This window comes from Mesorhizobium sp. M0119, from assembly GCF_040322615.1.
In the GTDB taxonomy this organism is placed as follows: Bacteria; Pseudomonadota; Alphaproteobacteria; order Rhizobiales; family Rhizobiaceae; genus Mesorhizobium.
In genome coordinates, this window is the sequence record NZ_JAMYTU010000003.1 from 18,948 (window position 1) to 44,087 (window position 25,140).

Annotated in this window: 25 protein-coding genes; 16 read left to right on the forward strand and 9 right to left on the reverse strand. The window is 62.3% G+C overall.

Features of this window, described 5'->3' with window-relative positions; genetic code table 11:
- The first annotated feature begins 132 nt into the window (after nt 1-132).
- The 3 genes from NKJ40_RS03765 to trmB all read left to right on the forward strand — a co-directional run bounded on the left by NKJ40_RS03765 (nt 133) and on the right by trmB (nt 2,883).
- Nucleotides 133-552, forward strand: coding sequence for a helix-turn-helix domain-containing protein (locus NKJ40_RS03765; protein ID WP_292653991.1), 420 nt, complete (start codon nt 133-135; stop codon nt 550-552).
- Between the two features lie 328 nt (nt 553-880).
- Nucleotides 881-2,170 (forward strand): methionine adenosyltransferase, encoded by a 1,290-nt coding sequence (gene metK / locus NKJ40_RS03770; RefSeq protein ID WP_352464825.1) that lies wholly within the window; start codon nt 881-883, stop codon nt 2,168-2,170.
- An 11-nt stretch (nt 2,171-2,181) separates the two neighbouring features.
- Entirely contained in the window at nt 2,182-2,883 is a 702-nt protein-coding gene (trmB, locus tag NKJ40_RS03775) for a tRNA (guanine(46)-N(7))-methyltransferase TrmB (protein WP_352464827.1), read from the forward strand.
- A gap of 60 nt (nt 2,884-2,943) precedes the next feature.
- Here the strand turns inward: trmB and NKJ40_RS03780 are convergent, their stop codons facing one another.
- Nucleotides 2,944-3,108 (reverse strand): hypothetical protein, encoded by a 165-nt coding sequence (locus NKJ40_RS03780; RefSeq protein WP_352464829.1) that lies wholly within the window; start codon nt 3,106-3,108, stop codon nt 2,944-2,946.
- 283 nt (nt 3,109-3,391) lie between these two features.
- Here NKJ40_RS03780 and rimP point away from each other — a divergent pair, with 283 nt between their 5' ends.
- The 10 genes from rimP (at nt 3,392) to NKJ40_RS03830 (ending at nt 15,778) form a co-directional block, all read left to right on the forward strand.
- Nucleotides 3,392-4,024 (forward strand): ribosome maturation factor RimP, encoded by a 633-nt coding sequence (rimP, locus tag NKJ40_RS03785; protein ID WP_352464831.1) that lies wholly within the window; start codon nt 3,392-3,394, stop codon nt 4,022-4,024.
- Between the two features lie 47 nt (nt 4,025-4,071).
- Nucleotides 4,072-5,667 (forward strand): transcription termination factor NusA, encoded by a 1,596-nt coding sequence (gene nusA / locus NKJ40_RS03790; protein ID WP_023676901.1) that lies wholly within the window; start codon nt 4,072-4,074, stop codon nt 5,665-5,667.
- A gap of 38 nt (nt 5,668-5,705) precedes the next feature.
- Entirely contained in the window at nt 5,706-6,356 is a 651-nt protein-coding gene (locus NKJ40_RS03795) for an RNA-binding protein (protein WP_352464832.1), read from the forward strand.
- The gene (gene infB / locus NKJ40_RS03800) at nt 6,353-8,920 is read left to right on the forward strand and encodes a translation initiation factor IF-2 (protein WP_352464833.1); all 2,568 of its coding nucleotides are present in this window, start codon (nt 6,353-6,355) and stop codon (nt 8,918-8,920) included. The genes NKJ40_RS03795 and infB overlap by 4 nt, the downstream gene beginning before the upstream one ends.
- Nucleotides 8,921-9,044: 124 nt before the next feature.
- On the forward strand, nt 9,045-9,470 hold the full coding sequence (rbfA, locus tag NKJ40_RS03805; protein ID WP_352464835.1) for a 30S ribosome-binding factor RbfA: 426 nt from the start codon (nt 9,045-9,047) through the stop codon (nt 9,468-9,470).
- The gene (truB, locus tag NKJ40_RS03810) at nt 9,470-10,429 is read left to right on the forward strand and encodes a tRNA pseudouridine(55) synthase TruB (RefSeq protein ID WP_352464836.1); all 960 of its coding nucleotides are present in this window, start codon (nt 9,470-9,472) and stop codon (nt 10,427-10,429) included. Before rbfA ends, truB begins: the two co-directional genes overlap by 1 nt.
- A 146-nt stretch (nt 10,430-10,575) precedes the next feature.
- Complete coding sequence (gene corA / locus NKJ40_RS03815; protein ID WP_352464837.1) at nt 10,576-11,670, forward strand: magnesium/cobalt transporter CorA; 1,095 nt, start codon at nt 10,576-10,578, stop codon at nt 11,668-11,670.
- Between the two features lie 140 nt (nt 11,671-11,810).
- Nucleotides 11,811-12,122, forward strand: a complete 312-nt coding sequence (gene rpsO / locus NKJ40_RS03820) for a 30S ribosomal protein S15 (RefSeq protein WP_352465088.1) — start codon at nt 11,811-11,813, stop codon at nt 12,120-12,122.
- A 407-nt stretch (nt 12,123-12,529) separates the two neighbouring features.
- On the forward strand, nt 12,530-14,677 hold the full coding sequence (pnp, locus tag NKJ40_RS03825) for a polyribonucleotide nucleotidyltransferase (protein WP_292654001.1): 2,148 nt from the start codon (nt 12,530-12,532) through the stop codon (nt 14,675-14,677).
- An 87-nt stretch (nt 14,678-14,764) separates the two neighbouring features.
- Nucleotides 14,765-15,778, forward strand: coding sequence for a class I SAM-dependent methyltransferase (locus tag NKJ40_RS03830; protein WP_352464839.1), 1,014 nt, complete (start codon nt 14,765-14,767; stop codon nt 15,776-15,778).
- A 34-nt stretch (nt 15,779-15,812) separates the two neighbouring features.
- On the opposite strand, the gene fabI is transcribed toward NKJ40_RS03830, so the two are convergent.
- From fabI to fabA, 3 genes are all read right to left on the reverse strand, one after another.
- On the reverse strand, nt 15,813-16,625 hold the full coding sequence (gene fabI / locus NKJ40_RS03835; RefSeq protein ID WP_352464841.1) for an enoyl-ACP reductase FabI: 813 nt from the start codon (nt 16,623-16,625) through the stop codon (nt 15,813-15,815).
- A gap of 13 nt (nt 16,626-16,638) precedes the next feature.
- Nucleotides 16,639-17,859, reverse strand: a complete 1,221-nt coding sequence (gene fabB / locus NKJ40_RS03840) for a beta-ketoacyl-ACP synthase I (protein WP_352464843.1) — start codon at nt 17,857-17,859, stop codon at nt 16,639-16,641.
- Between the two features lie 121 nt (nt 17,860-17,980).
- Complete coding sequence (fabA, locus tag NKJ40_RS03845) at nt 17,981-18,499, reverse strand: 3-hydroxyacyl-[acyl-carrier-protein] dehydratase FabA (protein WP_352464844.1); 519 nt, start codon at nt 18,497-18,499, stop codon at nt 17,981-17,983.
- A 240-nt stretch (nt 18,500-18,739) separates the two neighbouring features.
- On the opposite strand from fabA, the gene irrA reads away from it, so the two are divergent.
- Complete coding sequence (gene irrA, locus NKJ40_RS03850; protein WP_023676913.1) at nt 18,740-19,171, forward strand: iron response transcriptional regulator IrrA; 432 nt, start codon at nt 18,740-18,742, stop codon at nt 19,169-19,171.
- A 10-nt stretch (nt 19,172-19,181) separates the two neighbouring features.
- A complete protein-coding gene (locus NKJ40_RS03855) occupies nt 19,182-19,541 on the forward strand; it encodes a DUF4260 domain-containing protein (protein WP_352464845.1) in 360 nt (119 codons plus the stop codon).
- 82 nt (nt 19,542-19,623) lie between these two features.
- Here NKJ40_RS03855 and NKJ40_RS03860 read toward each other — a convergent pair whose 3' ends face one another.
- Complete coding sequence (locus NKJ40_RS03860; protein WP_023676915.1) at nt 19,624-20,181, reverse strand: SH3 domain-containing protein; 558 nt, start codon at nt 20,179-20,181, stop codon at nt 19,624-19,626.
- Between the two features lie 157 nt (nt 20,182-20,338).
- Between NKJ40_RS03860 and NKJ40_RS03865 the strand changes: the two genes are divergently transcribed.
- On the forward strand, nt 20,339-21,340 hold the full coding sequence (locus tag NKJ40_RS03865; RefSeq protein ID WP_292654007.1) for a 2-hydroxyacid dehydrogenase: 1,002 nt from the start codon (nt 20,339-20,341) through the stop codon (nt 21,338-21,340).
- A gap of 64 nt (nt 21,341-21,404) precedes the next feature.
- Here the strand turns inward: NKJ40_RS03865 and NKJ40_RS03870 are convergent, their stop codons facing one another.
- From NKJ40_RS03870 to dnaN, 4 genes are all read right to left on the reverse strand, one after another.
- Nucleotides 21,405-21,893 carry a GNAT family N-acetyltransferase gene (locus NKJ40_RS03870; protein ID WP_352464847.1) on the reverse strand — a complete coding sequence of 163 codons (489 nt, stop codon included), beginning with the start codon at nt 21,891-21,893 and terminating at the stop codon, nt 21,405-21,407.
- Nucleotides 21,890-22,651, reverse strand: coding sequence for a molybdopterin-synthase adenylyltransferase MoeB (locus NKJ40_RS03875; RefSeq protein WP_352465089.1), 762 nt, complete (start codon nt 22,649-22,651; stop codon nt 21,890-21,892). The genes NKJ40_RS03870 and NKJ40_RS03875 overlap by 4 nt, the downstream gene beginning before the upstream one ends.
- A 76-nt stretch (nt 22,652-22,727) precedes the next feature.
- Entirely contained in the window at nt 22,728-23,876 is a 1,149-nt protein-coding gene (gene recF, locus NKJ40_RS03880) for a DNA replication/repair protein RecF (RefSeq protein ID WP_352464849.1), read from the reverse strand.
- A gap of 26 nt (nt 23,877-23,902) precedes the next feature.
- Nucleotides 23,903-25,021, reverse strand: a complete 1,119-nt coding sequence (dnaN, locus tag NKJ40_RS03885) for a DNA polymerase III subunit beta (RefSeq protein ID WP_023676920.1) — start codon at nt 25,019-25,021, stop codon at nt 23,903-23,905.
- Between the last annotated feature and the right edge of the window lie 119 nt (nt 25,022-25,140).

The window sequence follows — 25,140 nt, forward strand, 5'->3', positions numbered from 1 at the left end:
ACACATTAGAAACTCATACTGTAAGCGCCTGAAAAATTATCGAAGTCGATAGGTCGTTCTGTTGGGGCACGGGCCGCCGTCTTCGTTTGGGCAGCAAAATAGAAAAAGCCGGAAAAATTCGGCGAGGAAAAAATGACAGAAGAAAACAAGAAAAAGCCGAATCCGATCGACATCCACGTCGGAAGCCGCATTCGGCTTCGCCGCAATATGCTGGGAATGAGCCAGGAAAAACTGGGCGAAAACCTCGGCATAACGTTCCAGCAGATCCAAAAGTACGAAAAGGGCACCAATCGCGTCGGCGCCAGCCGTCTGCAGGCAATCGCCTCCATACTCGGCGTCCCCGTCGCCTTCTTCTTCGAGGATGCGCCCGGTCAGGAGCCCGTGGGCACCCGCGGATTTGCCGAGGATGCGTCGATGACCTCCGCCGTCGAATTCTGCGGCAGCCCGGAAGGCCTCCAACTGAACCGCGCCTTCGTCAAGATCGCCGACGTGAAAGTGCGCCGCAAGATCATTGAGCTAGTGAAGTCGCTCTCCGCCGACGAGGTCGATTGACTGGCCCGTGAAGAGTTCAAAGAGGAAGAGGTCGTCGTAGCTGGGATGTAATTTCTCGCGGCTGTGCGCATCGAGGGATGTGCATTCCGCAGATGCGCTAAAGCGCGGATCGATTTTGCTCGACACGCTTCCTCGAAGCCGTTTTCCTCAGTCTGTTGGTGCAAGGGCTGATGGCAGTGCGCCCTGCCGCCGTCTCGGGATGCAAAGATAATGACGTCAAAATTCATGCCAGAACGGCTGCACGGCTTGACGAGCGGCGCCCGGCACCGTTAACAACTGGCGCGCCAAAATCGGCGGCCTGCCGATATTTTTTCAAGAGGGGACACCCGTGACGCGGCACAATTACTTCTTCACCTCGGAATCCGTTGCCGAGGGCCATCCCGACAAGGTCTGCGACCGTATCTCCGACGAGATTGTCGATCTCGTCTATCGCGAAGCCAGAAAGACCGGCATGGACCCGTGGAAGGTCCGCGTTGCCTGCGAGACGCTTGCGACGACCAATCGCGTTGTCATCGCCGGCGAGGTGCGCGTCCCCGAGACGCTGCTCAAGAAGGACAAGGAGGGCAACGTCCTGAAGGACGCGGCCGGCCATCCTTTTGTCAACCCGGCCAAGTTCAAGTCGGTCGCCCGCAAGGCAATCCGCGAAATCGGCTACGAGCAGGCCGGCTTCCACTGGAAGACGGCCAAGATCGAGGTTCTGCTGCACGGCCAGTCGCCGGATATCGGCCAAGGCGTCGACAACGCCTCCGACCGGCAAGGCGAGGAAGGAGCCGGCGACCAGGGCATTATGTTCGGCTATGCCTGCCGCGAGACACCGGACCTGATGCCGGCGCCGATCTACTATAGCCATAAGATCCTCGAATTGCTGGCCGCGGCGCGCCATGAAGGCAGCGGTGATGCAGGCAGGCTCGGGCCGGATGCCAAGAGCCAGGTTACAGTCCGCTATGTCGACGGCAAAGCGGCGGAAGTGACGCAGATCGTGCTGTCGACCCAGCATCTCGATGAGACGTGGGATTCGAAGAAGGTGCGCAACGTCGTCGAGCCCTATATTCGCGAAGCACTGGGCGACCTGAAGATCGCCGATAATTGCAACTGGTACATCAACCCGACCGGCAAGTTCGTCATCGGCGGGCCTGACGGCGACGCCGGCCTGACCGGCCGCAAGATCATCGTCGACACTTATGGTGGGGCTGCGCCCCATGGCGGCGGCGCTTTTTCCGGCAAGGACACCACCAAGGTCGACCGCTCGGCAGCCTATGCGGCGCGTTATCTCGCCAAGAATGTGGTTGCCGCGAAGCTCGCCGATCGTTGCACCATCCAGCTTTCCTATGCGATCGGTGTCGCCCAGCCGCTGTCGATCTACGTCGACCTGCACGGCACCGGCAAGGTCGACGAGGCAAAGCTCGAGCGTGCGCTGCGCACCGTGATGGACCTGTCGCCGTCCGGCATCCGCCGCCACCTCGATCTCAACAAGCCGATCTATGCCAAGACGTCGTCCTACGGCCATTTTGGCCGCAAGGCCGGCCGCGACGGATCCTTCTCCTGGGAGAAGACCGATCTCGCCAAGGCGCTCAAGGACGCTCTCGCCGAACCAGTCGCCGAAGCAGTCGCCGCTTAACCGCGGCGCCTATGGACCCGAAGGACCGGCCAAGCCGTGCGACCGAGGCATTTTTCGGTCGCCGGCGCGGCAAGACCATTCGACCGCAGCAGGCGGCGGCGCTGGAGAGCGGCTTCGCCGCCTACAGGCTCGATCTGACGGTTGAACCGCCGGCCGATCTGCGCAGCCTTTTCGAAGCCGAAGTTTCGGCTGTCCAGCTCGAAATCGGTTTTGGCGGCGGCGAACATCTTCTGCACCGTGCCACGGCCAGCCAGGCGACCGGCTTTATCGGCGTCGAGCCTTTCGTCAACGGCATGGCCAAGATGATGATGGCGGTCAGGGAACGGCCGCTTGCCAATCTTCGGGTCTATGACGACGACGCCACGCGCCTGCTCGACTGGCTCCCGCAAGCCTCGCTCGACGGCATCGACCTGCTCTATCCCGATCCCTGGCCGAAGAAGAAACACTGGAAGCGCCGTTTCGTCAGTCCGGTCAATCTCGACCGTTTCGCGCGCATCCTGAAGTCAGGCGGAAAATTCCGCTTTGCGTCCGACATCGACAGCTATGTGAACTGGACGCTCCTGCATTGCCGTGCGCACGGCGCCTTCACGTGGCAGGCAAGCGAAGCAGCCGACTGGCACCGGCCCTATGATGGCTGGCCGGGGACGCGCTATGAGGCCAAGGCCATTCGCGAAGGCCGACGGCCCGCCTATCTCACCTTCGTACGGAAATAAGCAGAAAGTCCGAGCTGGGCAAAAGGCGAGCGGGCCGAAGGCTCTAGGCGCTCACCTGGCTCAGAAGCGACGGATCTTGTCGAAGGCTGCCGGCTCCATGCCGAGATTGCGCAAATCATGCGCACGCGGCTTGCGACCACTTTCCACAGCCCGCGACGCTGCTACGGCGCTGCCGAACACGCTAAAGACATTGCCTATGGCTGAAAAAAATCCACGATCGTTCATGATGGTACCCTTTCGAGCGCAGCGAGCGCTCCGATTGTGCAATGCAACATAGATAGTCGTGCGCCGCCGGTGCTCAAAGGGGGATCACTGCATGGGCGCCATGCATTTGGCGCAGCGCTGCGGACTCGGAGCCCTGCCGTCATGCAGGACGGGCTTGAAACGAGGACCATGATCGTCTATATCAGTTTCAAATTCTTGGTCGGTATGACGAAGAGTGGGTCCACCCGGTCCCGCTCTTTTTTATTACCTGCCGACCAAACAGGAATCGAGTGACAGAGACCGAATGACAATGACGTCAAGCGAAGGCGACGACCGCATCATCCGCGAAAGCGGCATCGATGCGCGCATCGCGCTGATCGTTCAGCCGGTACTGCGCGCCATCGGCTTCCGCTTGGTGCGTGTGCACCTGTCGGGCCAGAACGGGCTGACGCTGCAGATCATGGCCGAGCGCGAGGACGGCACCATGACGGTCGAGGATTGTGAAGAGGTCAGCCGGGCGGTGTCGCCGGCGCTCGATGTCGATGATCCGATCGAGAAGGCTTATCATCTCGAAGTGTCGTCGCCGGGCATCGACCGGCCGCTGGTCCGCAAATCGGACTTTGCAGCCTGGACCGGCCATCTGGTGAAGATGGAAACGTCGGTTCTCGTCGCCGACCGCAAGCGCTTCAAGGGCAAGATCGCCGAAAGCGACGCGGACGGTGTGCTGATCGAGCGCGACAAGGCCGCTTACGGCGAGGAGCCTACGGTGCGTGTCCCCTACGATGCGATTGCCGAAGCGCGGCTGATTCTGACCGACGACCTTATCCGCGATGCCCTGTCGAAGGACAATCGGGCGCGCAAGGAAGCCAGGAAACGCCGCGGCGAACCCGAAGATGCACCAGAGGGTGCGGAAGACGAAACCGAACAGGAAATGTGATTGGGCTGCCGGCCGTAAAGGTCGGCAACAAGCTCGGGAGAAAGAAGATGGTTGTAAGCGCCAACAGGCTTGAACTGCTGCAGATCGCCGATGCGGTCGCGCGTGAAAAGTCGATCGACAAGTCGATCGTCATCGCCGCCATGGCTGACGCGATCCAGAAGGCCGCGCGCTCGCGCTACGGCCAGGAAACCAATATCCGCGCCGACATCAACGCCAACACCGGCGAGATGAAGCTGCAGCGGCTGATGGAAGTGGTCGAGAAGGTCGATGACTACGCGACGCAGATTGCCATTTCCTCGGCGCGCGAGCGCAATCCGGACGCCCAGCTCGGCGATTTCATCGCCGAACAGCTGCCGCCGATGGATTTCGGTCGCATCGCCGCCCAGTCGGCCAAGCAGGTTATCGTGCAGAAGGTGCGCGAGGCCGAGCGCGACCGGCAATATGACGAATACAAGGACCGTATCGGCGAGATCGTCAACGGCACCGTCAAGCGCGTCGAATACGGCAACGTCATCGTCGATCTCGGCCGCGGCGAGGCGATCATCCGCCGCGACGAGCTGATCCCGCGCGAAAACTACAAGTATGGCGATCGCGTCCGCGCCTATGTCTATGACGTGCGCCGCGAACAGCGCGGCCCGCAGATCTTCCTGTCGCGCACCCATCCGCAGTTCATGGCGAAGCTGTTCACCATGGAAGTGCCGGAAATCTACGACGGCATCATCGAGATCAAGTCGGTCGCCCGCGATCCGGGTTCGCGCGCCAAGATCGCTGTCATCTCCCGTGACAGCTCCATCGATCCGGTCGGTGCCTGTGTCGGTATGCGCGGCAGCCGCGTCCAGGCGGTCGTCGGCGAATTGCAGGGCGAGAAGATCGACATCATTCCGTGGTCGCCTTCGGCCGCGTCCTTCATCGTCAATGCGTTGCAGCCGGCAGAAGTCGCCAAGGTCGTGCTCGACGAGGATGCCGAGCGCATCGAGGTCGTCGTTCCCGACGATCAGCTGTCGCTGGCCATCGGCCGCCGTGGCCAAAACGTCCGTCTTGCCTCGCAGCTCACCGGCTGGGACATCGACATCCTGACCGAGCAGGAAGAGAGCGAACGGCGCCAGAAGGAATTCGTCGAACGGTCGTCGCTGTTCATGGAAGCCCTCGACGTCGACGAGATGGTCGGCCAGGTGCTCGCTTCCGAAGGCTTCACCAGCGTCGAGGAGGTCGCGTATGTCGACTCCGGCGAAATCGCGTCGATCGACGGCTTCGACGAGGACACGGCTTCGGAAATCCAGACCCGCGCCCGCGAATATCTGGAAAAGATCGAAGCCGAGCATGACGAGAAGCGCAAGGCGCTCGGCGTCAAGGACGAGCTGCGCGAGATTCCCGGCATCACCACCGCCATGATGGTGACGCTCGGCGAGGACGGCGTGAAGACGATCGAGGATTTCGCCGGCTACGCCGCCGACGACCTGACCGGTTGGAAGGAACGCAAGGACGGCGAGACGAAGGTATTCCCGGGTGTGCTCGCCAACCACGGCGTGTCGCGCGCCGATGCCGAGCAAATGGTCTTGGCCGCTCGCCTGAAGGCTGGCTGGATCACCGAAGACGAGCTTGCCGCCGAGGGCGTGCCGGCTGACGAAACCGTCGGTGCGTGAGGTGAAACCGCATCGCACCGAACCCGCCCTTGGACGAGATGAACGATCGCACCTGCATCGTCACCCGCAGGAAAGCCGAACCGGATGAGCTGATCCGTTTCGTCGTCGGCCCGGATTCGGCCGTCGTTCCGGACATCAAGAGAAACCTGCCCGGTCGCGGTTGCTGGGTGACCGCCGACCGCCTACATATAGACAAGGCAGCGGCGAAGAACCTGTTTGCCCGTGCTTTTAAGGCGCAGGTGACCGTGCCAGCCGATCTTGGCGGCATGGTCGACGCGCTGCTTTCCAGGTCCGCTCTGGGCATGCTTGGCCTGGCCCGCAAGGCGGGCGCCATAGCGCTCGGAGCGACCAAGGTCGAGAGCGCCGTGCGCGGCGGACTTGCACTTTTCGTGCTCCACGCGACCGAGGCTTCCGACGATGGCGTCCGCAAGATAAGCCAGGCGCGACGGGCAACCGTCCACCTCGGCGGGCCTGCGATCCGCGCTTACAAACTTTTCTCCGAGGCCGAGTTGAGCTTGGCATTGGGGGGTACAAATGTGATACATGCTGCCGTTCTCGCGGGAGACGCGGGCAGGGCGGTCCAGAAGCGTATGGTTGCGCTCGACCGATATCGGGGCGGTTCCCCGGACGATCTGGCAATGCTTGCGGCCGTTGCTGACGAAGATGATGCCGCAGAGGATATGGAATGAGCGATACGAAATCGGGCGACGACAAGACGCTGAGTGTTACGCCGAAGAAGACCTTGACGCTGAAGCGCCCCGGTATGGAACAGGGCACTGTGCGCCAGAACTTCTCGCACGGCCGCACCAAGTCGGTGGTTGTCGAGACCAAGAAGCGCAAGTTCTCGCTGCCCGGCGACAAGCCGGAGCCGGCGGCAGCGCCTGTGTCCGTCTTCACGCCGAAGCCGGTCGCGGCAGCGCCTGCCGTGCAGGAATCTCCCAAGGCGGCGCCGCCTCCGCCGCCAGTCGAACGCAGCGGCATGGTGCTGAACGAATTATCGCGCCAGGAAATGGAAGCACGCCGCCGGGCTCTCGAAGGCTCGAAGGTGCGCGACGTCGAGGATCGCCAACGCGCCATCGAGGAGGCCAAGCGCCGCAGCGAGGACGAAGAGCGCCGCCGCCGCGAGCGCGAGGAATCGGCCCGCCGTCAGGCCGAAGAAGAGGCGCGGCTGCAAGCCGAGGCCGAATCCCGCCGCCGTGCCGAGGAAGAGGCACGCCGCCGTGCGCCCCTGGCCGCCGAACTGGCGACAGTCGATGACGAGGAAGAGGTCAAGCCGAAGCGGACGGGTGCCGGTGCACCAGTGCGCCGCCTGGTCACGCCCGAAGTGGCGCGTCCAGCCAAGCCGACCAAGGGCGAGGAAGACCGCCGCCGCGGCAAGCTGACGCTGAATTCGGCTCTCTCCGACGAGGATGCGCGCGCCCGCTCGCTGTCGTCGATGCGCCGCCGTCAGGAGAAATTCAAGCGCGCGTTGCATAACGAGCCACGCGAGAAAGTCATGCGTGAAGTGATCCTGCCCGAAACCATCACCATCCAGGAGCTGGCGCAGCGCATGTCCGAGCGCGCTGTCGACGTGGTCAAGTTCTTCATGAAGCAGGGTCAGATCCTGAAGCCTGGCGACGTCATCGACGCCGACACGGCCGAACTGGTCGCGACCGAATTTGGCCACACGGTCCGTCGCGTCGCCGAGTCCGACATCGAAGAGGGCTTGTTCAATATCGCCGATCGTCCCGAGGACCTGCAGCCGCGTCCGCCGGTGGTAACGATCATGGGCCATGTCGATCACGGCAAGACCTCGTTGCTCGATGCAATCCGAAATGCCAATGTGGTGTCCGGCGAAGCCGGTGGCATTACCCAGCATATCGGCGCCTATCAGGTCGAGAAGAACGATAACAAAATTACCTTCATCGACACGCCCGGCCACGCCGCCTTCACGGCGATGCGTGCCCGCGGCGCCCAGGCGACCGATATCGCCATCCTCGTGGTGGCAGCCGACGACAGCGTCATGCCGCAGACGATCGAATCGATCAATCACGCCAAGGCGGCCGGCGTTCCGATCATCGTTGCGATCAACAAGATCGACAAGCATGACGCCGACCCGCAGAAGGTGCGCTCGGAACTGCTGCGCCACGAGGTGTTCGTCGAATCCATGGGCGGCGAGGTGCTGGATGTCGAGGTGTCGGCGACCAAGGGCATCAATCTCGACAAGTTGCTCGAAGCGATCCTGCTGCAGGCCGAAATCCTCGACCTGAAGGCCAATCCGGACCGCACCGCCGAAGGCGTGGTCATCGAAGCCCAGCTCGACAAGGGCCGCGGCCCAGTCGCTACCGTGCTGGTGCAGACCGGCACGTTGATGCCGGGCGACATTCTCGTCGCCGGCAACGAATGGGGCCGGGTACGCGCGCTCGTCAACGATCGCGGCGAGCAGGTCAAGGAAGCGCCGCCGGCAATGCCGGTGGAAGTCCTCGGTCTGCAAGGTACGCCGCTGGCCGGTGACCGCTTCGCCGTTGTCAACAACGAAGCCCGCGCCCGCGAGATCACCGAATATCGCCAGCGTCTGGCGCGTGAGAAGGCGGTGGCCAGGCATGCCGGCCAGCGCGGCTCGCTTGAACAGATGATGTCGCAATTGCAGACCAGCGGATTGAAGGAATTCCCGCTGGTCATCAAGGGCGACGTGCAGGGCTCGATCGAGGCAATCAATGCGGCGCTCGACAATCTCGGCACCGACGAGGTGCGCGCCCGCATCGTCCATGCGGGGGCTGGCGGTATCACCGAAAGCGACGTGTCGCTGGCGGAAACCTCCGGGGCTGCGATCATCGGCTTCAACGTTCGCGCCAATGCGCAGGCCCGCGCGGCCGCGGCTGCGGCAGGTATCGAGATCCGCTACTATTCGATCATCTACAATCTGGTCGACGATGTGAAAGCGGCTCTTTCCGGCCTGCTCTCCCCGGAGCGTCGCGAGACCTTCATCGGCAATGCCGAGATCCTCGAGATCTTCGACATTACCAAGGTCGGCAAGATCGCCGGCTGCCGTGTCACCGAAGGCAAGGTCGAGCGTGGTGCGGGCGTGCGCCTGATCCGCGACAATGTCGTCATCCACGAAGGCACGCTGAAGACCCTGAAGCGCTTCAAGGACGAGGTTTCGGAAGTTCCGGGCGGTCAGGAATGCGGCATGGCCTTCCAGAACTACGAGGACATGCGCGTCGGTGACGTCATCGAGTGCTTCCGCGTCGAGATGGTGACCAGGACGCTCTGAATTCGAGCACCTTGAGTTCGACCACATATTGAGACCGGGCGGTGGTCGAAAGGCCGCCGCCCAAACCATATGAGACATGCGGCGCGGTTCCATCCCGCGCTTCACGATTTCAGGACCGAGGAAAATGCCCCGTTCGACCCCGTCAGGCCCATCCCAGCGCATGCTGCGCGTCGGCGAGCAGGTGCGCCATGCGCTGTCCGAGACCTTGCAGCGCGGCGAGATTCTCGATCCGCTGATCGAGAATGCCGTGGTCTCGGTCTCGGAAGTGCGCATGTCGCCCGATTTGAAGATCGCCACCGCCTTCGTCTCGCCGCTTGGCGCCAAGGATGCCGGTGTGGTGGTCGAAGCGCTCAACAAACATGCGAAGTTTGTTCGCGGCCGCGTTTCCGGCGCGCTGCGGCAGATGAAGTACATGCCGGAATTTCGCTTCCGGCTCGACACCAGCTACGACAATTTCCAGAAGATCAACGAATTGCTGCATTCCCCCGAAGTGGCACGCGATCTCAGTGCCGACGACAAAGACAAAGACGACCGGAAGGACAGCGAATAGTGGCGCGTCGCGGCAAGAAGAAAGGCCGGCCGATCTCGGGCTGGTTAATACTGGACAAGCCGGTCGGGATGGGCTCGACCGAAGCCGTCTCCAAGATCAAATGGCTGTTCCAGGCGGAAAAGGCCGGCCATGCCGGCACGCTCGACCCGCTGGCGTCGGGCATGCTGCCGATCGCGCTCGGCGAAGCGACCAAGACCGTGCCTTACGTCCAGGACGGCGCCAAGATCTACCGCTTCACCGTCGCCTGGGGCGAGGAGCGTTCGACCGACGACCTCGAAGGCCCGGCGACCAAAAGCTCAGACCGCCGTCCGGCGGAAGCCGACGTGCTGGCACTGCTTTCGAAATATACCGGCGTCATCATGCAGACGCCGCCGCAATTTTCGGCGATCAAGATCGCCGGCGAGCGCGCCTACGACCTTGCCCGCGATGGCGAGACGATCGACATTCCGGCACGCGAGGTCGAGATCGGCCGGCTCGACCTGGCCGAGCATATGGCCGATCGCACCATCTTCGAGGTCGAATGCGGCAAGGGCACCTATGTCCGGTCGCTGGCGCGCGACATGGGCCGCGACCTCGGCTGCTTCGGCCACATCGCCGAGTTGCGGCGGGTCGAGGTCGAGCCGTTCACGCAGGAAGATTTCGTCACCTTAGCCGAGCTGGAAGCCGCCCGCTTCGGCGAACAGAGCGAGGAAGGTTCGCTCGCAGCGGACGCGCCGATCGACTTCGGTGCCATCGATGCGCTTCTGGTCGATACCGCCGCTGCGCTTGAATGCTTGCCGCAGGTTGCGATCAGCGATGATGCGGCAACCAAAATCCGCCTCGGCAATCCGGTCATCATTCGCGGCCGTGACGCGCCGGTAGAAGCTGAGGAGGCCTGCGCCACCGCGCGCGGCAAGCTGGTCGCCATCGGCGCCATCGAGCAAGGCATGTTCAAGCCAAAACGGGTCTTTATCGGGTAACAGCTGCCTCTCGGCACATGATCTCCAAACCGGATTCTATTTTGGGAAAGGATCATGCGCTAAATCAACGGGGCTACGGCGTCGTTTGCCGTCCGAAGGGATGCGCTGCGCAGTAGTGCCGTTCGACGCTGCACTCGAGGGGGTACATGACAAAGGCTGAGACGGGCAAGAAGCGGGCGGTGCTTAACACACGGCGGCCGCCGGTCGGGGCTTCGCCCGGCACACTGATCGCCGACCCGGCGGCACGCCGCTCCGAGCTCAGGCTGACATTGATCTCGCCTGAAAAGTTCAAGACGATCGACAATGCCAGCATCGACGACGTCAACACCCATTGCCACAATTGGCCGATCATCTGGCTCGACTGCACAGGCCTAGCCAACATCCAGCTGATCGAGGAGATCGGCCGGATATTCAACCTGCATCCGCTGGCGCTGGAAGATGTCGTCAACACCGGTCAGCGGCCCAAGGTGGATTTCTTCGAGGACCACGCCTTTGTCGTCGTCAGGATGATCGACGACATCACCGCGCACCGTTACGAACAGATCGCCGTCTTCTTCGGCAAGAACTTCGTCGTCACCTTCCAGGAGCGCGAAGGCGACCCGTTCGATCCCGTGCGCAAGCGGATCGCAAGCTCGGTGCCCAACCGCTTGCGCTCGCGCGGCGCCGACTATCTCGCCTATGCTTTGATCGACGCCATCGTCGACAGCTATTTCCCGCCAATCGAGGCTGCCGGCGAATTGGTCGACAGCATCGAGGACCAGATGCTGAACCAGGCGCACAAGCACCAGATGCGGCAGCTTCACGAATTGCGGCGCGACGCCAATGTGCTGAAGGGCGTGCTTTGGCCGATGCGCGACGCGCTGGCGACCATGATCCGCAACGACGTCTCTTATGTGAAGGCCGAAACCAAATTATTTCTCAATGACACGCTGGATCATTCGCTGCGATTGATCGAATTGGTCGAAACCCAGCGCGACATGCTGACCGGCCTGATCGAGATGCACCTGTCGCTCAGTCAGGCGCGCACCAACGACGTCATCAGCTATCTGACGATCGTCTCGGTGATTTTCATGCCGCTCACCTTTCTTGTCGGCGTGTGGGGCATGAATTTCGATCCCGACACCTCGCCCTGGAACATGCCGGAGCTAAAAGCCTATTACGGCTATCCTTTGTCGCTCGCCTTCATGGCGCTTGTTGCGGTCGGGCTCTTCGCGTACTTCAAATGGAAGAAATGGCTCTGACTGAGCGGAAGTGCCCGTTTATGCAGCAAAAAGCCGGCTTGTGAATTGGGCTGGCCTTTTTGCCGGAATTGCACTATATGCGCCGCAGCTTCGCGCTTTGACGCGTTGCTTGCACCGGCCCCTGCTGGACGACATCCCGGCTGTGGGCGTCCCGTTTCCTCAAACAGACAAGGAAAAACACGATGTCGATTACTGCCGAACGCAAGAAGGAATTGATGGGCGAATTCGCAACCGCCAAGGGCGATACCGGGTCTCCGGAAGTCCAGGTGGCTATCCTTTCGGAGCGCATCAAGAACCTGACCGACCATTTCAAGGACCACAAGAAGGATAACCATTCCCGCCGTGGTCTGCTCGCTCTCGTTTCCCAGCGCCGCAGCCTGCTTGATTATCTCAAGCGCAAGGACGACGCGCGTTATCAGACGCTGATCGAGAAGCTCGGTCTGCGCCGTTGACGAATTGACCGGCGGGTTCTTTCGAGAGCCCGCCGGTCGCGCATTGGAGCATCGGGTCATCCAAGGCTCCAATGAAGAAAGTAGAGCGCCGCGCATCGGTTTGGATGCGCAAAGGACGCTCTGAAGTTTAGATTTGCGCAGGGTACTTTCCGAAAACCTGGTTTTCGGGTTCACGCGCAAGGCCAGTCGGATCGATTGGCCAACCCGGTTTCGAAACAGCAGAGGGCCACTCGAAACCGCCCATGGACGGTCATGGGGCAGGATTGCAGGACGCTCGTGCGGCACCGCGCCGAATAGCCGAGCCTCCCGTTGTCTTGCCCGTGGCTGCCCGAGAAAGGAAGCCAAGGGAAAGGGGCATCCGCGCACGCTGAAACGGCGCGGCCCTTTCCGCATACGAAGGACAAGACATGTTCAATTACCACAAAGTGGAAATCGAATGGGGCGGCCGCCCGCTCATTCTCGAAACCGGCAAGATCGCGCGTCAGGCCGATGGCGCGGTGCTGGCCACCTACGGCGAAACCAAGGTTCTCGCCACCGTCGTCTCGATGAAAGAGCCGAAACCCGGCCTCGATTTCTTCCCGCTGACGGTCAACTACCAGGAGAAGACTTACGCCGCCGGCAAGATCCCGGGTGGCTATTTCAAGCGTGAAGGCCGTCCGAGCGAGAAGGAAACGCTGGTTTCCCGCCTGATCGACCGCCCGATCCGCCCGCTCTTCGCCGAAGGCTACAAGAACGACACCCAGATCGTCGTCACCGTCGTCCAGCACGATCTCGAAAATGACCCGGACATCCTGTCGATCGTCGCCACCTCCGCCGCCTTGACCTTGTCCGGCGTGCCGTTCATGGGCCCGGTTGGCGGCGCCCGCGTCGGCTACATCAACGGCGAATACGTGCTCAATCCGCATGTCGACGAGATGCAGGAATCGAAGCTCGACCTGGTCGTCGCCGGCACCGCCGACGCCGTGCTGATGGTCGAGTCCGAAGCCAAGGAACTCGGCGAGGATCTGATGCTCGGCGCCGTCATGTTCGGCCACAGGGGCTTCCAGCCGGTGATCGACGCGATCATCAAGCTGGCTGAAGTCGCGGCCAAGGACCCGCGCGACTTCACCGCGCCGGACTATTCCGCACTTGAAGCCGAGATGCTGAAGATCGTCGAAGGCGAGCTTCGCGACGCCTACAAGATCACCGACAAGCAGAAGCGCTATGCCGCCGTCGACGCCGTCAAGGCGAAGGTCAAGGCCGCGTTCGCGCCGGCAGAAGGCGAAGAGGCCAAATACACGTCCGAACAGATCGGCACCGTGTTCAAGGAACTCCAGGCCAAGGTCGTGCGCTGGAACATCCTCGACACCGGCTCGCGCATCGACGGCCGCGACCTGAAGACGGTCCGCAAGATCGTCTCGGAAGTCGGCGTCCTGCCGCGCACGCACGGCTCGGCGCTGTTCACCCGTGGCGAGACCCAGGCTCTGGTGGTCGCGACGCTCGGCACCGGCGAGGACGAGCAGTATGTCGATTCGCTGACCGGCATGTACAAGGAGAAGTTCCTCCTGCACTACAACTTCCCTCCCTATTCGGTCGGTGAAACCGGCCGCATGGGTTCGCCGGGCCGCCGCGAAATCGGCCACGGCAAGCTCGCCTGGCGCGCCATCCGGCCGATGCTGCCGACCGCCGACCAGTTCCCCTATACGTTGCGTGTCGTTTCGGAGATCACCGAGTCCAACGGCTCGTCCTCGATGGCTACCGTCTGCGGCACCTCGCTGGCTCTGATGGACGCGGGCGTGCCGCTGGCCAAGCCGGTCGCCGGCATTGCGATGGGCCTGATCAAGGAAGGCGAGCGCTTCGCCGTGCTCTCCGACATCCTTGGCGACGAGGACCACCTCGGTGACATGGACTTCAAGGTTGCCGGCACCGCCTATGGCATCACCTCGCTGCAGATGGACATCAAGATCGAAGGCATCACCGAGGAGATCATGAAGATCGCCCTCGACCAGGCCAAGGATGGCCGTCAGCACATTCTCGGCGAAATGGCCCATGCGCTGTCCGGCGCACGTGCCGAGCTCGGCGAGTTCGCGCCGCGCATCGAGGTCATGCACATCCCGACCGACAAGATCCGCGACGTGATCGGCTCGGGCGGCAAGGTCATCCGCGAGATCGTCGAAAAGACCGGCGCCAAGATCAACATCGAGGACGACGGCACGGTCAAGATCGCTTCGGCCAATGCCAAGGAGATCGAGGCGGCGAAGAAGTGGATACACACCATCGTCGCCGAGCCGGAAGTCGGTGAAATCTATGAAGGCACGGTCGTCAAGACAGCCGACTTCGGCGCTTTCGTCAACTTCTTCGGTCCGCGTGACGGCCTCGTCCACATCTCGCAGCTCGCCAATGACCGCGTCGCCAAGACTTCCGATGTGGTCAAGGAAGGCGACAAGGTCTGGGTCAAGCTGATGGGCTTCGACGAGCGCGGCAAGGTCCGCCTGTCGATGAAGGTTGTCGACCAGGCCACCGGCAAGGAAATCGTCCGCGACAAGAAGAGCGAAGGCGAAGAGAACGCCGCCTAAGCTGATCTAACTGCAATCGAAGCGGGCGCGCCGGAAGGTCGCGCCCGTTTGCGTTTCAACAACAGCCTTGCAGTTCAAGAGTGGTGAATGTCCGCCGAGCCGCTGAAGACGCTTTTCCATCCATTCGAGGCCGGGGCTGTTTCCCTGCCACGAAAGGATGAACGCATTCTCTTTCTCGGCGCCGAGCCCGGCTTTCGCTTGCCGGAAGGCTTTGATGCCAAGCTTCATCTCATCCAAGGCTTCAGGCCGCATTTTCGCGCCTTGCAGGCATCCGGCTTCACGGTCACGCCGCAGGTCGAAGGCGAGGCTTTCGACGCGGCATTTGTGCTCGCCGGCCGCCATCGCGGCCAAAACGAGTTGCGCGTCGCCGAAGCGGTCAAACGCGTAGCACCAGGCGGGTTGATCGCCGTTGCCGGCGGCAAGGACGATGGTATCGCCAGCCTGCGCAAGCATGTCGGCGCCCTTGTGCCGCTCGAAGGCCACCTGCCGAAGCATCACGGCATTGCCTTCTGGTTTCGCCGGCCGGCCGATACCGTTGCCGCGGCAACGCTTCGCGCCGCCAATCCGAACTTGGTGGTCGAGGACCGCTTCCGCACGGCCCCAGGCATGTTTTCGTTCGACAAGATCGATGCGGGATCGAAGCTGCTGGTCGAAAATCTGCCCAACGATCTGCGTGGCAGCGTTGCGGATTTCTGTGCCGGCTGGGGCTATGTCGCCGCCGAAGTCGCCGCCCGCTCACCCGGCATATCGGCGCTTGACCTTTACGAAGCGGATTTCGAAGCGCTGGAGGCGGCGAAGGCCAATGTCGGCAACACCGGCGTGGAGCCACGTTTCTTCTGGATAGATCTTTTGGGCGAGCCGGTCGAGCGCCGCTACGATGTGGTCGTCATGAACCCGCCCTTTCACCGCAGCCGAGCGACTGAGCCGGAGATCGGTGCCGGCATGATCCGCGCGGCAGGCAAAGCGCTGAAGCCGGGCGGCCGGCTGTTCATGGTGGCGAACCGTCAGCTTCCCTACGAACCGGTGCTGGCGGCCGCCTTCTCCAGCCATGCGGAGCTCGCCCGCGACGGCATGTTCAAGGTCTTCTCGGCGCGACGCTGAAACGCTGCGGGGCAAGCCGGCGACGTCGCTTGCGCTATTCCCGCCCGCCGTCGGTCTGCTTCAACTCGTCAAGCGTCGGCATGGACACGATGTGATAGCCGGAATCGACATAGTGGATTTCGCCGGTGACGCCGGAGGACAGGTCGGACAGCAAATAGAGCGCGGAGCCGCCAACTTCGTCGATCGTCACTGTACGGCGTAGCGGCGAGTTGCGCTGCTGGTAGGAGAACATGTGGCGTGCGTCGGAAATCCCGGCGCCCGCAAGCGTCCGTACCGGTCCCGCCGATATCCCGTTCACCCTGATGCCGCGCGGGCCGTAGTCGTTGGCTAGATAGCGGACGCTGGCCTCCAGCCCGGCCTTGGCGACGCCCATAACGTTGTAATTCGGCATGACGCGGACCGAACCGGCATAGGTCAGCGTGATCATCGAACCGCTATCCTTCATCAACGTGGCGGCGTGACGGGCGACCTCGGTGAAGGAGTAGCAGGAGATCACCATGGTGCGGATGAAGTTGTCGCGGCTGGTGTCGGCGTAGAGGCCTTTCAGCTCGTTCTTGTCAGAAAAGCCGATGGCATGGACGACGAAGTCCAGCCCGCCCCACGCCTTGCCAAGGGTCTCGAAGGTGGCAGCGACCGATGCGCTGTCCTCTACGTCGCAAGGCACGACCAGCGATGCGCCCAGTCTCTCGGCGAGAGGCCTGACCCGGCGCCCGAAGGCCTCACCCTGATAGGTGAAGGCGAGTTCCGCGCCATGTTCGGACAGTTTGCGGGCGATACCCCAGGCGATCGAATGATCGTTGGCGACACCCATGACAAGCCCGCGCTTGTCCTTCATCAATCCGTCCATGGTCGGCAAATCCTTATGCGGAATAGCGCTGGAAAATCAGCGTAGCGTTGGTGCCACCGAAACCGAACGAATTGGACAAAACGGTGTCGATCCTGGCTTCGTCGATGCGCTTGCGCACGATCGGCATGCCTTCGAATTCCGGATCGAGGTTGTCAATGTGGGCGCTCTCGCCGATGAAGCCGCCTTGCATCATCAGGATCGAGTAGATCGATTCCTGCACGCCGGCCGCACCCAGCGAATGGCCGGTCAGCGATTTGGTCGACGTGATGAAAGGCATCTTCTCGCCGAACACCTCGCGGATGGCGCCCATTTCCTTGGAGTCGCCGACCGGCGTCGAAGTGCCGTGCGTATTGATGTAGTCGACCGGCGAGGACACCGTTGCGAGCGCCTGCTTCATGCAGCGCGCTGCGCCTTCGCCCGACGGCGCCACCATGTCGTAGCCGTCCGAGGTCGCGCCATAGCCGACGATCTCAGCATAGATCTTGGCGCCGCGTGCCTTGGCATGCTCGAGTTCTTCAAGAATCAGCACGCCGGCGCCGCCGGCAATGACGAAACCGTCGCGATCGACGTCGTAGGCGCGGGAGGCGACCGATGCCCTGTCATTGAACTTGGACGACATGGCGCCCATGGCGTCGAACAGGTCCGACATCGTCCAGTCGAGGTCCTCATGGCCGCCGGCGAAGACGATGTCCTGCTTGCCCCACTGGATCAACTCGTAGCCATTGCCGATGCAATGCGCAGACGTCGAGCAGGCCGATGAGATGGAGTAGTTGACGCCGTGGATCTTGAACCAGGTGGCAAGCGTCGCCGAAGCGGTCGACGACATCGCTTTTGGCACCGCGAATGGCCCGATCCGCTTGGGGCTGCCGTTTTTGATCGTGGTCTCGGCCGCCTCGACGATTGCACGGGTCGACGGTCCGCCGGAGCCCATCACGATGCCGGTGCGCTCGTTGGTGATGTCGGTCTCGTCGAGGCCGGCGTCTGCGATCGCCTGGTCCATTGCGACATGGTTCCAGGCAGCACCCTGCGACAGGAAGCGCATGGCGCGACGGTCGATCATGCCCGATGGATCCAGCGTCGGCGCGCCCCACACCCGGCAACGGAAGCCATGCTCGGCGAAAGAGTCGGAGAAACTGATGCCGGATCTGGCATCGTGCAGCGAGGTCTGCACCTCGTTGGCATCGTTACCGATCGACGACACGATTCCGAGACCTGTGACTACGACCCGTCTCATTCGCAACTCCTTCCAGCGCGAACCCCGAACCTGAATCAATTTCCGGAACGGAGCCATGCGCAAAATTAAAGTGCTACAGCGTCCATCAGACGTCCAAGACGTCGTACTGTAGGGTCTTCGTTCAGGCGGCGGCCGATTGCTTGGACAGACCGACCTTCAGATCCGTTGCCGCATATATGGGCTCGCCATCTGCCTTCAGCCAACCATCGGCGATACCAAGCACAAGCCGACCGCGCATCACTCGCTTGAAGTCGACGCCGTACTCCACCTTCTTGACCGAAGGCGTGACCATCCCTTTGAATCTCACCTCACCGGTCGACAGCGCCATCCCCTTGCCGGGTTCGCCGAGCCATCCAAGATAGAACCCCGTCAACTGCCACATGGCGTCCAGGCCCAGGCATCCCGGCATGATCGGATTGCCGATAAAATGGCAGGCGAAGAACCACAAATCCGGCTTGATATCGAATTCCGCGCGGATGAAACCCTTGTCGAACGCACCGCCAGTTTCGCTGATTTCGGTGATGCGGTCGAACATCAGCATCGGCGGATAGGGCAGCTGCGCATTTCCCGGTCCGAACAGCTCGCCGCGGGCGCAGGCAAGCAATTCCTCGTAACCGTAACTGGACTTCGAACCCGCCATCAATCTCGTCCCCGTGATCGTCCCGGGCGATAGGCGCCCTTGTCGGTGGTTTCCTAACACAATCTGTTTCAGGCCGGAAACCGGCGTTTGCGCTTAACCTGCCCATCTGCCCGGGTCAATGCGCGCTATTGATCGCATTCGGCCGACAGAATATATGTCAGGACACGTTCAGTTTCGGCAGATGCTCTATTTCTGCCATTTTGGACGTGTCTGAGGCGGAACTGTGAGCGCGACGGATAGATGGATCTGGGTTGCCGGAAGGATAATGTCGCTGTGGACAAGCGGGTTCGCGAGGCCGGTCTGAGGCCGACACGCCAGCGCATCGCGCTGGCCGATCTGCTTTTCGCCAAGGGCGACCGTCATCTTTCGGCCGAGGAGTTGCACGAGGAAGCGCTTGCCGCCGGCGTGCCGGTGTCTCTGGCCACCGTCTACAATGCTCTGCACCAGTTCACCCAGGCTGGCCTTTTGCGCATCCTCGCCGTCGAGGGATCGAAGACCTATTTCGACACCAACACCTCCGATCACCATCATTTCTATATCGAGGGCGAAAACAGGATCTTCGATATCGACAGCGGCCCGGTGACGGTTTCCAACCTGCCGGAACCGCCGGAAGGCATGGAGATCGCCAATGTCGATATCGTGGTGAGACTGCGTCCGAAACGCTGCGACTGACCGGCGCCTTATGAAATTCCTGGATTTGACGCTCCGGCTCGAATGGGTCGCCGTCGCGGGCGCGGCTCTTGTCTTCTATGCAATCGCCGGTGCTTCCTGGTGGCTATTTGCAGTGCTCATTCTGGCACCCGACCTGTCGATGCTGGGTTACATGGCCGGGCCGCGCGTCGGGGCCGTCGCCTACAACGCCTTGCACATACTGATCTTGCCAGTTCTGCTGGCGCTTGTCGGCAGCGTCTTTGACAATGCAATGGCGATAGCTGTTGCGCTGATCTGGATCGCCCACATCGCCATCGACCGCGCTCTGGGCTATGGCTTGAAGCTGTCGAGCAGTTTCCAGGATACCCATCTCGGCCGCATCGGCCGCTAGACCATCTCCGAACCGAAGATCAGCGAAACAAAATGCCGGATCCGGTGCTTGCAGCGCTGGCCTAACCTCCGGTTCGGAAAGGTCAGTTCTTGACCTTTTCGCCGGGATAGGCACCCCAGACGAGCGACTGGGCGAGCCAGCCGGTATGGCCGTCGAAGGTCATTTCGCACCACTGGCCATCGCAGGACTTGATCGTGCCCATCACCCCCGGTTCGAGGATCGCGATGACGCCTGCATCTTTTGCCGGGTCGTCGAGGAGGTTGACGCGAGCGTCCTTGCCGCGCTGCCAGGGGGCGACGATCGCCGTGCGGCGGCCCGAAAGCAGCGACTGATTGATCCAGCCTTCCGAGCCGTCGGCATCGCGCACCCGGCGCCACGTATCGAACTCCTGGATGATCTCCATCGGCAAGCCTGGCTTCATATACATCCAGTCGACGGAATAGTTGACGCCCGGCCCGACGCGCGAGTTGACGCGGCCGGATTTCAGGCTGACAAAGCGCGGCAGCGGCAAGCCGCTTGGTCCGAGCGTGACGCTCTGGGCGGGTGCCGCCGCACTTTGCGCCATCACCAGTGGGCTATGGATGAGAGCGCCGAGAAATGCTGCACTGAGGGTCAGGCGGAGCGACGCGAAACCAGACACTTTCGTTCCTTTCGGCGCCGGCCCATCGGCCTTCGCGCCCCTTTTTCTTTGTCTTCGGCGGAACCTCTTGTTACATGGATGACCGGTACCGCGATCGGCTCTCAGTTTCGCCGTTCTTGGTTAAAGAGGTCTCAACGAGATCGGGTTCGAGGAAACAATGGTAGGCAAAAAGAAGCCCCTCGTCGTCATCACGCGCAAGTTGCCCGACCCAGTCGAGACCCGCATGCGCGAGTTGTTCGACGCCCGCTTGAATGTCGAGGACAGGCCGATGACGCAGCCGGAACTGGTGGCGGCGGTCAAGGAGGCCGACGTGCTGGTGCCGACCGTGACCGACAATATCGACGCGGCGCTGATTGCCCAGGCCGGTGACAACCTCAAGCTGATCGCCAATTTCGGCAATGGCGTCGACAAGATCGACGTTGCGGCAGCGGCCAAGAAAGGGATCACCGTCACCAACACGCCGAACGTGTTGACCGAAGATACGGCCGACATGACCATGGCGCTGATGCTGGCGGTGCCGCGGCGGCTGGCCGAAGGCGCCAACGTGCTGACCGGCGACAAGAAATGGGCGGGCTGGTCGCCGACCTGGATGCTCGGCCGGCGCATCTGGGGCAAACGGCTCGGCATTGTCGGCATGGGTCGCATCGGCACCGCCGTCGCCAGGCGCGCCAAGGCCTTTGGCCTCTCGATCCACTACCACAACCGCCACCGGGTGCTGCCGGCAATCGAAGACGAGTTGGAAGCGACGTATTGGGAAAGCCTCGACCAGATGCTCGCCCGCATGGACATTATCTCGGTCAATTGCCCATCGACACCGGCAACTTTTCATCTGCTGTCGGCACGGCGGCTGGCGCTTCTGCAACCGTCAGCTTACATAGTCAACACCGCGCGCGGTGATATCATCGATGAGGAATCGCTAGTCAAGCTCATCCATGACGGCAAGATCGCCGGCGCCGGCCTCGACGTCTACGAGCACGAGCCGGCGCTGAACAGCAAGCTGCTGAAGCTCGCCCACAAAGGCAAGGTCGTGCTGTTGCCGCATATGGGTTCGGCGACGCTCGAAGGCCGTATCGACATGGGCGAGAAGGTGATCATCAACATCCGCGCCTTCTTCGACGGTCATCGCCCGCCCGACCGCGTGCTGCCGCTGCGGGCGTGACCTGCCATCATGCCGGCATGGTCTTGCCGCGGCAACCACGCGTTCGTCTTTGGATAATGTTGGCTTACGAAAGCACCTTGCGCATGGTGATTGAGGTCGGCCGGTCGTAGCCCTTGTGCGCTGTCTGTTCGGTTTCACGAAAACCGAGGCGGGCAAAGGCTGCGTGATTTCCGATCAGCTCGATCCGGGTCTGGAGCTCGATGGCGGTCCTGTTGTGGCTACGGGCAAGATCTTCGACGGCCTGCATCAGCCGTTTTCCAACGCCTTGTCCCTGAAGAGCCGGCTCGACCGCGAGCTTTCCAATATAGAGGTCGTCTGCGCGCTTCAGGACGAAGACGCAACCGACGATCTCGCTTTGCTTCAGCGCCAGGAATGCTGTCTCCTCGATCGCTTTAGCCCTGAGATTTTCGACGGTGAGCCGATGCGCCGAGGACGGCGGGTCAATAACCCCGTCCATGAAGGCGAAGGCGCGCAGGACAAGTGCCAAGACCTCGTCCCAACGGTCGAAATCGGCCGCAAGCTGCACGATGGAAACGTCGGCAGGCAGGCTCACCGGTTGGTTCGCTTGTAGCGGATCGTGTCGAAGCGTGCCGCCAGCGCATCGTAGAGCAGCAGTCGTCCGACCAGCGGCTCGCCAATCCCGGTGATCAGCTTGATCGCTTCCATTGCTTGCAGCGTGCCAATGACCCCGGTCAGCGCGCCGACAATGCCGGCCACCGCGCAGGACGGCACCAGTCCCGGCGGCGGCGCCTCGGGAAAGAGATCGCGGTAGCTTGGGTTCAACGTGCCGTCCGGGCCGGTTTCGAACGGCTTCAGCACGGTGACCGAGCCGTCGAAGCGGCCAACGGCGGCATGCACGAGCGGCCGGCTCTCGGCGGCGCAGGCGTCGGCCACCGCGTAGCGTGTCTCGAAATTGTCGGAGCCGTCAACGACGATGTCATAACGGGCGATGAGAGCAGGGGCGTTGTCCACGGTCAGCCTGAAATTGTGCTCTTCCACGACGACGTTTGGATTGATGCGGATGATCGCCGCTCTGGCGCTGTCGGTTTTGGCCATGCCGACATCGCCCGTGGCGTGGATCACTTGTCGTTGCAGGTTGGAAAGCGAAACGATGTCGTCGTCGACGATACCGAGGGTGCCAATCCCTGCGGCGGCGAGATATTCGAGCACCGGCGCTCCCAACCCGCCCACGCCGATGACCAGCACCCGCGCACGCTTCAGCCGCTGCTGGCCGGCGCCGCCGATTTCGGGCAGCACGATGTGGCGGGCGTAGCGTTCGAGCTCTTCATCGGTAAGGGCGGCTGTGATCATCGCCGGACCATATAGCGGAGGAGAAAGCTTGTCAGGCATCAATGCATGCTGCGCAGAAGTGCGGCATGAACCAAGTTCAAGTGGTCGGCCTGACCTTACCGTGATCGACGGTCAGGAATTGCGCGCGTCCCTTGAGGCTGTCAAACAACGCGGCATCGGTCCCGGTCATGAAGGCCTGGCAGTTCAGTTCCTCCAGGATCGAGAACAAGGCCGCCCGTCGACCGCCGTCGAGATGGGCGGCAATCTCGTCGAGCAGCAGGATCGGCGTCATGCCCGACATCTCGCCGGTTAGCCGCGCATGCGACAAGACAATGCCGACCAGCAGCGCCTTCTGCTCGCCGGTCGAACAGAGCTCGGCCGGCATCGCCTTGGGCCGGTGGCGCACCACGAGGTCGGAACGGTGCGGGCCGTCGAGCGTGCGTCCGGCGGTGCGGTCGCGGTCGCGCCCCTGGGCAAGCGCGCGACGGAACCGTTCCTCTAGGTCGACGGCCGGCAAAATACCGATTTCGCCTTCCAGTTCGCCCGAGATGCCGATGTCGGCTTGCGGAAACGGTCCGTCGCCGGGCAGCCGGTCGATCATGGCGGCGAGCAGGCGCACCAGTTCGGCACGCGCCGCGGCAATTGCCACGCCGGTCTCGGCCATTTGCATCTCGATCGCATCGAACCAGGCACCGTCGCGCGAACCGTCGGCGAGCAGTCTGTTGCGGCCGCGCATTGCCTTTTCGTAGTCAAGCGCGCGCTGGCCGTGGCTGGGATCGATCGCCAGTACCAGCCGGTCGAGGAAGCGCCGACGATCGGCCGCCGGCCCGGGGAACAGGCCGTCCATGGCCGGTGTCAGCCAGACCACGCGCAGCCATTCCAGCATGTCTTCGGCTGAGCGTGCCGCCGCGCCGTTGATCCGCACCCGCCTGCCGCCTTCGCCGTCGCTGCCCGGTATCCCGGTACCGATCTCGACCTGGCCTTCCGGCCCGTCAAGCCGAGCATGCAGCGCGAAGCCACCGTCGCCGCCTTCGCGCGCCACCTCGGCATAGGGTGCGCGGCGCAAGCCGCGGCCTGGCGTGAGCAGCGAGATCGCTTCAAGCAGATTGGTCTTGCCGGCGCCATTGTCGCCGGAGAAAACCACAGCGCCGGGATCAAGGTCGATTGCCAACGCCGCATAGTTGCGGAAATTCGTAAGTGTGAGCTTACTTATGTAGGTCTGCTGCGGTTTTGCAGATCTGGTCACGACAGCAAGATGGCCCCGTTCGGGCCCTACACCCGCATCGGCATCAGCACGTAGAGCGCGGTCTCGTCGGCCATGTCGTGGATCAGCGTCGGGGAACCGGCATCCGCCAGCATGAACTTCGCCTCCGTGCCGGTCAGTTGCGCGGCAACGTCGAGCAGGTATTTGGCGTTGAAGCCGATCTCGATCGGATCAGACGAATAGTCGGCCGCCAGTTCCTCGGTGGCACTGCCCGAATCCGGGTTGTTGACCGCAAGCGTGACCTGCCCTTCGGCGATCGAAAGCTTCACCGCCCGGCCGCGTTCGGACGAAATGGTCGAAACGCGATCGACGGCAGCGGCGAAACTCTGACGATCGATAATCAGCTTCTTGTCGTTGCCGGTTGGAATGACGCGCTGGTAGTCCGGGAAAGTGCCGTCGATCAGCTTGGAGGTCAAGATGACGCTGCCGATGGTGAAACGGATCTTGGTGTCCGACAGCTCGGTGGTCACTGCAACATCGGGATCGTCGACCAGCTTTTGCAGCTCGCTGACCGTCTTTCGCGGGATGATGACGCCAGGCATGCCCTCAGAGCCTGCCGGCGCATCGATCTCGGCGCGCGCCAGCCGGTGGCCGTCGGTCGCGACCGAGCGCAGCTTCAGCTTGCCGCCGGCCTCGTGCGTGTGCAGATAGATGCCGTTCAGATAATAGCGCGTCTCCTCGGTCGAGATGGCGAACTGGGTCTTTTCGATGAGGCCCTTTAGTCCGACGGAATCGAGCCGGAAAATATGCGAGAACGACCCGGCTGAAAGTTCGGGAAAGTCGGACTGCGGCAGGCACTGCAGGCGGAAGCTCGAGCGCCCCGACGTCACCGTCATGGCGTTGCCGTCTTCGTCGGTCTTCAGCGCCACCTCCGCGCCGTCGGCAAGCTTGCGCACGATGTCGTAGAGCAGATGCGCCGGGACCGTCGTCGCCCCGCCACGCTCGACCTTTGCCGGCGTTGCTTCGGTCACCTCCAGGTCGAGGTCGGTCGCCTTCATTTCAAGGCTGGCCCCCTCAGCGCTGAGCAGCACGTTCGACAGGATCGGAATGGTATTGCGCCGCTCGACCACGCGGTGAACATGGTTGAGCGACTTCAGCAGATTTGACCGTTCCAGGATAACACGCATGACGAAACAGGCTCGCTTGAATGAATGAACGGGTCTCCGGCAAGCGGCGCCCCGCGAAAGGTCTGAACAGGCTCAGAATCTGCGTAAACTGACAGGAAAAACCCGGCAAACGCAAGCCC

What these genes read in the sequence shown, in the direction of transcription:
- irrA (WP_023676913.1), top strand. Translation starts at nt 18,740, where the DNA reads ATGGATCTGGGTTGCCGGAAGGATAATGTCGCTGTGGACAAGCGGGTT.
- NKJ40_RS03765 (WP_292653991.1), top strand. Translation starts at nt 133, where the DNA reads ATGACAGAAGAAAACAAGAAAAAGCCGAATCCGATCGACATCCACGTC.
- rbfA (WP_352464835.1), top strand. Translation starts at nt 9,045, where the DNA reads ATGCCCCGTTCGACCCCGTCAGGCCCATCCCAGCGCATGCTGCGCGTC.
- rimP (WP_352464831.1), top strand. Translation starts at nt 3,392, where the DNA reads ATGACAATGACGTCAAGCGAAGGCGACGACCGCATCATCCGCGAAAGC.
- fabA (WP_352464844.1), bottom strand. Translation starts at nt 18,499, where the DNA reads ATGGCGGGTTCGAAGTCCAGTTACGGTTACGAGGAATTGCTTGCCTGC.
- infB (WP_352464833.1), top strand. Translation starts at nt 6,353, where the DNA reads ATGAGCGATACGAAATCGGGCGACGACAAGACGCTGAGTGTTACGCCG.
- NKJ40_RS03855 (WP_352464845.1), top strand. Translation starts at nt 19,182, where the DNA reads ATGAAATTCCTGGATTTGACGCTCCGGCTCGAATGGGTCGCCGTCGCG.
- NKJ40_RS03780 (WP_352464829.1), bottom strand. Translation starts at nt 3,108, where the DNA reads ATGAACGATCGTGGATTTTTTTCAGCCATAGGCAATGTCTTTAGCGTG.
- NKJ40_RS03795 (WP_352464832.1), top strand. Translation starts at nt 5,706, where the DNA reads ATGAACGATCGCACCTGCATCGTCACCCGCAGGAAAGCCGAACCGGAT.
- corA (WP_352464837.1), top strand. Translation starts at nt 10,576, where the DNA reads ATGACAAAGGCTGAGACGGGCAAGAAGCGGGCGGTGCTTAACACACGG.
- fabI (WP_352464841.1), bottom strand. Translation starts at nt 16,625, where the DNA reads ATGGACGGATTGATGAAGGACAAGCGCGGGCTTGTCATGGGTGTCGCC.
- dnaN (WP_023676920.1), bottom strand. Translation starts at nt 25,021, where the DNA reads ATGCGTGTTATCCTGGAACGGTCAAATCTGCTGAAGTCGCTCAACCAT.
- NKJ40_RS03865 (WP_292654007.1), top strand. Translation starts at nt 20,339, where the DNA reads ATGGTAGGCAAAAAGAAGCCCCTCGTCGTCATCACGCGCAAGTTGCCC.
- NKJ40_RS03830 (WP_352464839.1), top strand. Translation starts at nt 14,765, where the DNA reads ATGTCCGCCGAGCCGCTGAAGACGCTTTTCCATCCATTCGAGGCCGGG.
- trmB (WP_352464827.1), top strand. Translation starts at nt 2,182, where the DNA reads ATGGACCCGAAGGACCGGCCAAGCCGTGCGACCGAGGCATTTTTCGGT.
- nusA (WP_023676901.1), top strand. Translation starts at nt 4,072, where the DNA reads ATGGTTGTAAGCGCCAACAGGCTTGAACTGCTGCAGATCGCCGATGCG.
- fabB (WP_352464843.1), bottom strand. Translation starts at nt 17,859, where the DNA reads ATGAGACGGGTCGTAGTCACAGGTCTCGGAATCGTGTCGTCGATCGGT.
- NKJ40_RS03875 (WP_352465089.1), bottom strand. Translation starts at nt 22,651, where the DNA reads ATGATCACAGCCGCCCTTACCGATGAAGAGCTCGAACGCTACGCCCGC.
- pnp (WP_292654001.1), top strand. Translation starts at nt 12,530, where the DNA reads ATGTTCAATTACCACAAAGTGGAAATCGAATGGGGCGGCCGCCCGCTC.